Origin of the sequence: Saccharomonospora iraqiensis subsp. iraqiensis, assembly GCF_000430445.1 — a bacterium.
Lineage (GTDB): Bacteria > Actinomycetota > Actinomycetes > Mycobacteriales > Pseudonocardiaceae > Saccharomonospora > Saccharomonospora iraqiensis.
Genome location: NZ_KE387064.1, coordinates 2,379 through 10,161, shown reverse-complemented (window position 1 = coordinate 10,161; position 7,783 = coordinate 2,379). Strand labels below are relative to the sequence as shown.

The window sequence follows — 7,783 nt, the reverse complement described above, 5'->3', positions numbered from 1 at the left end:
GCGGAACGTGGTGCGGCCGCGCCGGCGCGGCCGCCGCGCGGCCCGGGGCGTTCGCGCGAGCAACGACTTCGGGTATTCCCGCGACAGTGCGGAACCGGCCGTGGCACTGTCTGCGTCGTAGCGCCGGTACGAACCAGTACGGCACCATCACGAGCGAAGGGGGTACTCCCGATGGCAGGCGGTTTCACCGGGACACCGGAACAGTTCCAGCAGGCGTACCAGGACGTCGACCAGATCAAGGGTCAGATGGACCAGAACCTGAACACGCTGCGGAACAACATCGAGGCGACGCAGGCGGGCTGGCAGGGCGAGGCCGCCAAGGCCTTCCAGAACGTGATGAACGCCTTCGACGAGAAGACGCGGAAGCTGAACGAGGCGCTCGGCAACATCGGTGAGCTCCTCCAGCAGTCGGGTGTCAAGTACCAGCAGGCGGAAGAGGAGCAGAACTCCGCCATCAGCAACATCGGCAACACGCTCGGCGGACTCTGATCCGCGCCGCTTTCCGACACTCTCCGACTACTTCAGCACTGAACGGGAGGAACAATGCCGAACGGCATCGTTGTTGACTACGCGACCATCCACACGGCCGCCGAGGACTGCAACAAGACGGGGTCCGAGCTGGACGCGCTGTTCGAGGACCTCAAGTCCCGGCTGGCTCCGCTGGTGGACTCCTGGTCCGGTGAGGCCATGGAGGCCTGGCAGCAGTGCCAGAACGAGTGGAACCAGTCGCTGGACGAGATGAAGCAGGTGCTCGCGCAGATCGCGACCGCGCTGCCGCAGATCGCCGACGGTTACCAGGCGACGGACAAGGGCATCCAGGGCATGTTCTGATCGCCCTCCGTGTGCTTGCGCGTGACCGGGCCCGCCCCCCGTCGGGGACGGGCCCGGTTTGTCGTGGTGGCTGGAGCCGGGGATCTGACGCGCCGTAAGCGGGCCGTGACCGACCGGGTTCCGGGTGGTGCGGGGCACCTCAGCAGGTGCGTGGTGACGAGCCGGTCGCTCTCGCGGCCCGTTCCGTGCCGGAGGGCTGGCCCCTGTCGGTGTTCGTCGTGTCGGTGTCGCCCGGTCGGCGGCTCGTTCCCGGGGGTCCGGGTCCGGGACTGCGCACGGGGGCTATGATGGGGAGTTGCTGCCGACCCCGCGTTCACCCACCGCACGGCAACCGGGTATCTTCACGTGTTGTTGTGCGTGCAGGAGCGGCACGCGCGAAGCCCGCACGGACCTGACAAGCAAGTTGACGACGAGGTAGACCCTTGCCCACGTACAGCCCAAAGCCCGGCGATGTCACTCGTGCCTGGCACGTGATCGACGCCGAGGATGTCGTGCTCGGCCGGCTCGCGACCGAGGTCGCGACGCTGCTGCGCGGCAAGCACAAGCCCACCTACGCCCCGCACGTGGACACCGGTGACTTCGTCATCATCGTCAACGCTGACAAGGTGGCGCTCACCGGCAACAAGCGCGAGCAGAAGTTCGCCTACCGGCACAGTGGCTACCCCGGTGGCCTGCGTAAGCAGTCGTTCGGCGAACTGCTCGACTCCCGGCCCGTGCGCCTGGTCGAGAAGGTCGTGAAGGGTATGCTCCCGAAAAACAAGCTCGGCCGTGCCCAGGCCAAGAAGCTCAAGGTCTACGCCGGGCCGGACCACCCGCACGCCGCGCAGAAGCCGCAGCCGCACGAGATCACCAAGATCGCTCAGGTGACCCAGTGAGTGAGGAACAGTTCGTGACCAGCACCGAGACCGAGACCGCCTTCGACGCGGTCGTGACCACCGAGACGGCGGCCGCGCCGAAACCGTCTCGTGCCGCTGGGGGCACCGCGCAGACGGTGGGCCGTCGTAAGGAGGCGGTCGTCCGTGTGCGGATGGTGCCGGGTAGCGGCCAGTTCAGGTTGAACGGGAAGAGCCTTGAGGACTACTTCCCGAACAAGGTTCACCAGCAGCTGATCCGCGAGCCGCTGAACACGGTCGAGAAGCCCGAGTCGTTCGACATCGTGGCGACCCTCGACGGCGGCGGGCCGTCCGGGCAGGCTGGTGCGCTGCGCCTCGCCATCGCGCGCGCACTCGCCGAGATCGACGGGGACGACCGGCCCGCGCTCAAGAAGGCAGGCTTCCTGACGCGCGACGCGCGCGAGATCGAGCGGAAGAAGTACGGCCTGAAGAAGGCCCGCAAGGCGCCGCAGTACAGCAAGCGCTGACGCGCACGACAGCCGAGTCGAGCGCCCACCCGACAACCGGGGTGGGCGCTCGACTCATTTCCGGGCCCGGTCGCCCCGTCGGACGCACGGCGCGTCCCGTCCGACGGGGCGGTGGAGGTGACGACGTTTCGCGGGCGAACTGTCGTCACCTCCACGGCGAGCCCCCCGCAGATACAGCCCTCCGGGGCGACGATCCCGAACTCTTCCACGAGGTCCCGTGCGTCGTTCCCGGTGCCGTGGGGGAGGCGGGGCGTGGCCGGGGTGCGCAGTTCGCCCGCAGAACGTCGTCAACGCCCCGGAGGCCCGCTCGCGCCGGCGCGGGGGCGGGTCCGCAGGCGGGGTCGTCGGGTCGGGGGAACCGCATTCAGCCCGCGGAACGCGGTGTGTGGCCGACCGGGGTTCGGGCGGGCATCGTGGGGTGGCTAGGTTGTTGCGGTCGGGTCGCAGATGCACGTGATTGACGGAGGTCGACGACATGGCTCGCCTTTTCGGTACGGACGGGGTCCGGGGCCTCGCCAACGACGAACTCACCCCCGAGTTGGCGTTGGCGGTGTCGGCCAGTGCCGCCCGTGTCCTCGCCGAGCACGACCGCTCCCACCGGCCGGTGGCGGTCGTCGGTCGGGACCCCCGGGCCAGCGGGGAAATGCTGGAGGCGGCGGTGGTGGCCGGGCTCACCTCCGCGGGCGCCGATGTTCTCCGCGCCGGGGTACTGCCCACACCGGCCGTGGCCTACCTCGTCGGTGACCTCGACGTCGACCTCGGCGTGATGATCTCCGCCTCGCACAACCCCATGGCCGACAACGGCATCAAACTCTTCGGCGACGGCGGGCACAAGCTCCCGGACGGTATCGAGGACGAGATCGCCGACGGTCTCAACGCCGCCACGACCCGGCCGACCGGCGCCCAGGTCGGCCGCGTGTCCGACGCGGAGGACGCTCTCGACCGGTACGTCGCGCACCTGCTCGCGGCCACACCGGCTCCCCTCACCGGGCTGCGCGTCGTCGTGGACTGCGCCAACGGCGCGTCGTCGTTCGCGGCGCCCGAGGCGTACCGCAAGGCGGGTGCCGAAGTGATCGCGGTGAACGCCGACCCCGACGGTGTGAACATCAACGACAACTGCGGTTCGACCCACCCGGAGTCGCTGCGCGCCGCCGTCGTCGAACACGGTGCCGACCTCGGCATCGCCCACGACGGTGACGCCGACCGGTGCCTGGCCGTGGACTCCGACGGCGAGCTCGTCGACGGCGATCAGATCATGGCCGTGCTGGCCGTCGGCATGGCCAAGGCCGGCGAACTGGCGGACACCACGCTGGTCGCCACGGTGATGAGTAACCTCGGTCTGCACCTCGCGATGCGGGAGCAGGGTATTACGGTGCGCAGCACCGCCGTCGGGGACCGGTACGTGCTGGAGGAACTGCGCGCGGGCGGTTACTCGCTCGGCGGCGAGCAGTCGGGCCACGTCGTCCTGCCCGGATACGCCACCACCGGCGACGGCCTGCTCACCGCGCTGCGCCTGATGAGCCGCGTCGCGGAGACGGGCGACCCGCTACGCGAGTTGGCCGGGGTCATGCGCCGCCTACCCCAGGTGCTGGTGAACGTGCCGGTGACGGACAAGACCACCGTGACGGGTTCGCCCACCGTGAAGGAGGCGGTCGACTCGGTCGAGGCCGAACTCGGCGAGACGGGCCGTGTCCTGCTGCGGCCCTCGGGCACCGAACAACTCGTCCGGGTCATGGTCGAGGCCCCGGATGCCGAGACGGCCCAGGTCGCGGCCGACCGGCTGGCCGGGGTCGTCTCGTCGGTCTGCTGACAGGTCGACCAGTATGTACAAGCCAAGTCGCCTCTTTCCGAGTCACCGCGCGAGGTGAAGCGGTAATCTATTCGTGCAGCGACGGCACCGGATCCGACCAGTGTGCGTCCAACGATGGGTTTGTGCTCGTCATGATCGTAAGGGGTTCACTGTGACAGGCGGACACACCGTCGACCCAGGCAAGCTAGGCGCGGCAGGAACGACCTATGTTCAAGTAAGTGAAGAGTTGAAGAAGGCGGGCGAAAGGCTCAACACTGGCGTATCTGAAGCCACCGTGGGAAAGGCTTGGCCACATGTAGCGGATAAGTACACCGATGTGATTGAAAAGTATCGGGAAAGTGTTACTACTTATGGTGAAAAAGCCGGAGAACTCGGCGAGAACTTTTCGAAAGCTGCTAAGGCATATGAAGACGGTGAAGCAGTCAGCGGTCAAATGATTTCCCTGAAGGGAGGCGATTCCTGATGGCGTACGTCAGCTCGGAGAGGCAGCGGGAGATTTTCGATGAGGAGGGGTTCACCCGTGCGGATGTTGACCGCATGGAAGAGGCGCTTCGGGATCCTGCACTCTCTGATGAAGATCGAGGGAAGTTGTTATATGCACTCGTTAATGCTGGGCGGATGAGTGTAGCGGAAGTCGAACGGTATGCGGCAGACTTGGGACTTGATGCCGAGGATGTCCAAAAGGGCGGCCAGGCGGTGCACGAGAATGCAGATAACGCGCGTGTCGTTCTAGATCGGGTGAACAAGTGGTATTCGGTTCTTGATGCGCAGCAAGCAATCGGCCAGGGAGGCTACTCGAACTCTGATGAAATAATCGACCAGCTACAACCCGCCCTTGAGTTTTTCGATCAGTCGCATAAGCGTTTCCAGGGCGCCAGTAAGCTCGTAGACTTCGCCCCAGAGAAACAGAAGAATGAACCCTCTAAGCCTACTGACTTCGATATAAATGCCGCGACAGGTGGTGAAGATGAGACGCAAACCGCATCGTATGAGCACGCGGGAGTCGATCCGAAGTCTCTGCGCGAGGGGCTGACCGAATTCCGAGGAATTGATTTCGCAACGTTTCGTGCCGACTCCGGGTCGCTTGAGGCTGCGGCCGAGAAGGTTGCGGTTGGTAGAGATGCGCTTGCAGAATCTTGGAAAAATAACACTGAGGACTGGACCGGTGCCGCGAAAGAATCAGCGAAGCGGGCTGATGAGAGCTTGGCGCAAGGTGCGGATAAGTTATCGGAGTCCTTGAAGAAAGCTGGCGAAGGAGTTGGAGAGTTCTCATCCTATCTCGAAGATAATGTGCAGAAACTGGCTCAGCGCATTTTCGATGTAGTGAAAGACGGAACGCTCGCTGGCCTGACTCTGGCGCAAGTCGATATGCATATCGAGAATGTCAAAACTCTGCCAAAAGAAATTGAAGGAATCAAAGAATATCGTTACCAGACTAACGAATTTTATCACCTTGAGCAGAAGCGCGAAAATCTGAAAAACTCGCAGGGTGCTTTATATGACATCTGTGCAGACTACGACCAAAAGGCGCGTACGTTCCATAACGTAGCAAAAGAGCATCTTTTGGCTATCGAGAAGGAGTACGCCGAGGCAATCGGGTTTCTTGGAGAGCAGCTCGGGGCCGGCCCGTTCGCTGGGCTCGAGGTAGGCGGAACGATAGATAAGTCTGCCCACCACGCTCTTCCAAGTGGAGGCCCGAATGCAACGCCAGGAGCAGGGATCGGCGGGTCTAGTGGGGCGGCTTCACCCGAACTTTCGAGTGGTGGCGCCGGAACGTCGGCCGTTGGAGGAGAAGCATCAGTTCCCGAGGGGGTGGGCCGCAGCGGACTGGAGATGGCGGATGCGGTTACCGGTGAAGAATTAGAGACCGATTCGCAGACGGGCGAAGCCTTCCCGATCGATCCGGTGGGCGGTGACGCGGTTGAAGGTGCCGATGTTTTGCGACAGTTCACTATCGAACGGGGAGACAACACACTTACGTTGTCCGAACCGGATAGCAACGGTCAAATGACTGTTTCTCTTGAAAATGCGGACGGAGGGCTAAGTGAGTACGAGCTAGATTTCGGTGAAGAGTATGCCGCTGCACAATCCAATATGGAAAACGGATCCGCCTCCAGGCTCGGCATCGAAGAGGGGGAGGTGTATCTTCCTGGAGAGGACGGGAAGATTCGCATCGAGGGCCAGAGTATCACGATCGTTGCTGAACGTCCGGAAGGACCTAACGGGCCGACTCTAGTCACCGTTGACGACCGCGAGGGAGGCTCCGCCACCTATACGCTCGGCGGTGGAGAGAGCGAAGGATCGGCGCCACACGGTGCGGAAAAAGCCGAAGTGCGACCGAACGCCTTGGTGGATGGTTTCGACGAGCAGCCTACAGGTGCAACGCGGGCACAAGGTGGCGACGGCGCCGGATCACATCCGAACGGAACTGATCCCATGGAAACGACGCCATTCGAAGGGGGTTCGCCGTCGCCAGCGCTGTCGGGGGACCTATCGGGAAACGCCTCGAATAGTATGACGTCCGCATCGGAGATGTCCGCCGATGACGGAGGTGAGTCCGGCACATCGGCGACGACGCGCCCACAGGCGGTCGGTGCCGAGCATACTGCGGATGGCGTTGGCAAAGAGGCGAATTCTGATTCGTCCGAACGATCTGCGTCGTCCGGAGTCGGACTCGGAGCCACACCGGGTGGAGACACAGCAGCTGGAGTTTCCGCAGGTCCGGGATCGGGTGGAGGAATGGGAATGATGGGTGGCATAGGGGGCACAGGGGGCGGTGGCCAAAGCGGTGACGAAGAAAGGGCATCGAGCGCTTACCCGATTCATGGCGATCTGTTTGATGTGGTGACTAATGCAGTGCGAATCAGTGGCACCATCGGCGACCTAGGAACGGAATCTGCCGTCCGTTTCACCCGATGAGTGGCAGAAAGCTGAAGAGGCAGAAGTTATGACCTCAAGAGCGTATACAGGTCTGTCCGAGCGGCTGGCAGAACTCCGATCGCGAACGGACAACCGTGTGACAGCCATCGTCGATGAGTCGAACCGTTGCTCTGAAGAAGCTGCCCTACAAGTTCGGGAGCGGGGGCAGGCGGCTGCCGAACGACTGAAGGAACTGGAGGAGCAAAAAGAACTAGGGAAGAAGGAGGAGGATCCGAACGCGAAGAACCAGTGGATAGGTCGGGGCAGCACCCGAAATACCGAACTCCAGTTCGGAGGAATCGAGGACGAAGTCGAACAGCAACGCCCCCTTGTCAGTCCCTCACATTCATCTGTGGAGCGGCCACAGTTCAATCAGCCGTCGTCGAGATCAGCGCCATCCTTGGGCCGTAGCGACGACGACTTCGACGACGAGGACTTCTCCAACAACAGTTGGATGCAGTAGTGCTCAGGTGTGCTGGTGGGCCGCCCGGTTGTCGTGGTCGATCCGGGCGGCCTTGAGGTCGGCGTCGAACACGTCGCGGTAGGTGTCCTCGCCCGCGAGCTTGGTCAGGAAGAACGCGGTGAACAGGGCCCGCACCGTGCGCTGGACGGAGTGCTGCGGCTTGCCCTGCAGGAGAAGCTGGCTCCAGTGGTAGCCCTCGGTCACCCCGAGGTGGGTGGCCTTGGGCAAAGTGCGCAGTTGCACCGGGCCCGCCCAGGCCTTGCTGATCGCCTCCGCGTTGCCGGTGGCGGGGGCGACGACGTCGTCCGCGGCGGCCAGGTGCAGGCCCGGAGCCGTGACGTCGGCGGCGGCCCTCGTCGCCGGGGGCATGGTCTGCGCTGCGGCGACCGTGGCGACGGCG

General features: G+C 64.0%; 8 protein-coding genes and 1 pseudogene. 8 read left to right on the top strand and 1 reads right to left on the bottom strand.

Annotation, left to right across the window (positions count from 1 at the left end):
- The first annotated feature begins 171 nt into the window (after positions 1-171).
- From ACTIR_RS26355 to ACTIR_RS25780, 8 genes are all read left to right on the top strand, one after another.
- Positions 172-489 (top strand): WXG100 family type VII secretion target, encoded by a 318-nt coding sequence (locus tag ACTIR_RS26355; RefSeq protein ID WP_007025958.1) that lies wholly within the window; start codon positions 172-174, stop codon positions 487-489.
- A 54-nt stretch (positions 490-543) separates the two neighbouring features.
- Positions 544-831, top strand: coding sequence for a WXG100 family type VII secretion target (locus ACTIR_RS0105740; RefSeq protein ID WP_007025957.1), 288 nt, complete (start codon positions 544-546; stop codon positions 829-831).
- Positions 832-1,253: 422 nt separating this feature from the next.
- Positions 1,254-1,706, top strand: a complete 453-nt coding sequence (rplM, locus tag ACTIR_RS0105735; protein WP_007025956.1) for a 50S ribosomal protein L13 — start codon at positions 1,254-1,256, stop codon at positions 1,704-1,706.
- A 14-nt stretch (positions 1,707-1,720) separates the two neighbouring features.
- Positions 1,721-2,191 carry a 30S ribosomal protein S9 gene (rpsI, locus tag ACTIR_RS0105730; protein WP_034238617.1) on the top strand — a complete coding sequence of 157 codons (471 nt, stop codon included), beginning with the start codon at positions 1,721-1,723 and terminating at the stop codon, positions 2,189-2,191.
- Positions 2,192-2,666: 475 nt separating this feature from the next.
- Entirely contained in the window at positions 2,667-4,001 is a 1,335-nt protein-coding gene (gene glmM, locus ACTIR_RS0105725; protein WP_026453551.1) for a phosphoglucosamine mutase, read from the top strand.
- Between the two features lie 151 nt (positions 4,002-4,152).
- Positions 4,153-4,464, top strand: a complete 312-nt coding sequence (locus ACTIR_RS25245) for a type VII secretion target (RefSeq protein WP_084789336.1) — start codon at positions 4,153-4,155, stop codon at positions 4,462-4,464.
- Positions 4,464-6,920: a hypothetical protein gene (locus tag ACTIR_RS25785; protein ID WP_154663676.1), complete on the top strand. Its 2,457-nt coding sequence runs from the start codon at positions 4,464-4,466 to the stop codon at positions 6,918-6,920. The genes ACTIR_RS25245 and ACTIR_RS25785 overlap by 1 nt, the downstream gene beginning before the upstream one ends.
- Before the next feature lie 97 nt (positions 6,921-7,017).
- Positions 7,018-7,383, top strand: a complete 366-nt coding sequence (locus tag ACTIR_RS25780; protein WP_154663675.1) for a hypothetical protein — start codon at positions 7,018-7,020, stop codon at positions 7,381-7,383.
- Between the two features lie 3 nt (positions 7,384-7,386).
- On the opposite strand, the pseudogene ACTIR_RS21955 reads toward ACTIR_RS25780, so the two are convergent.
- Positions 7,387-7,783: pseudogene (locus ACTIR_RS21955) on the bottom strand (alpha/beta hydrolase); the annotation flags it as partial.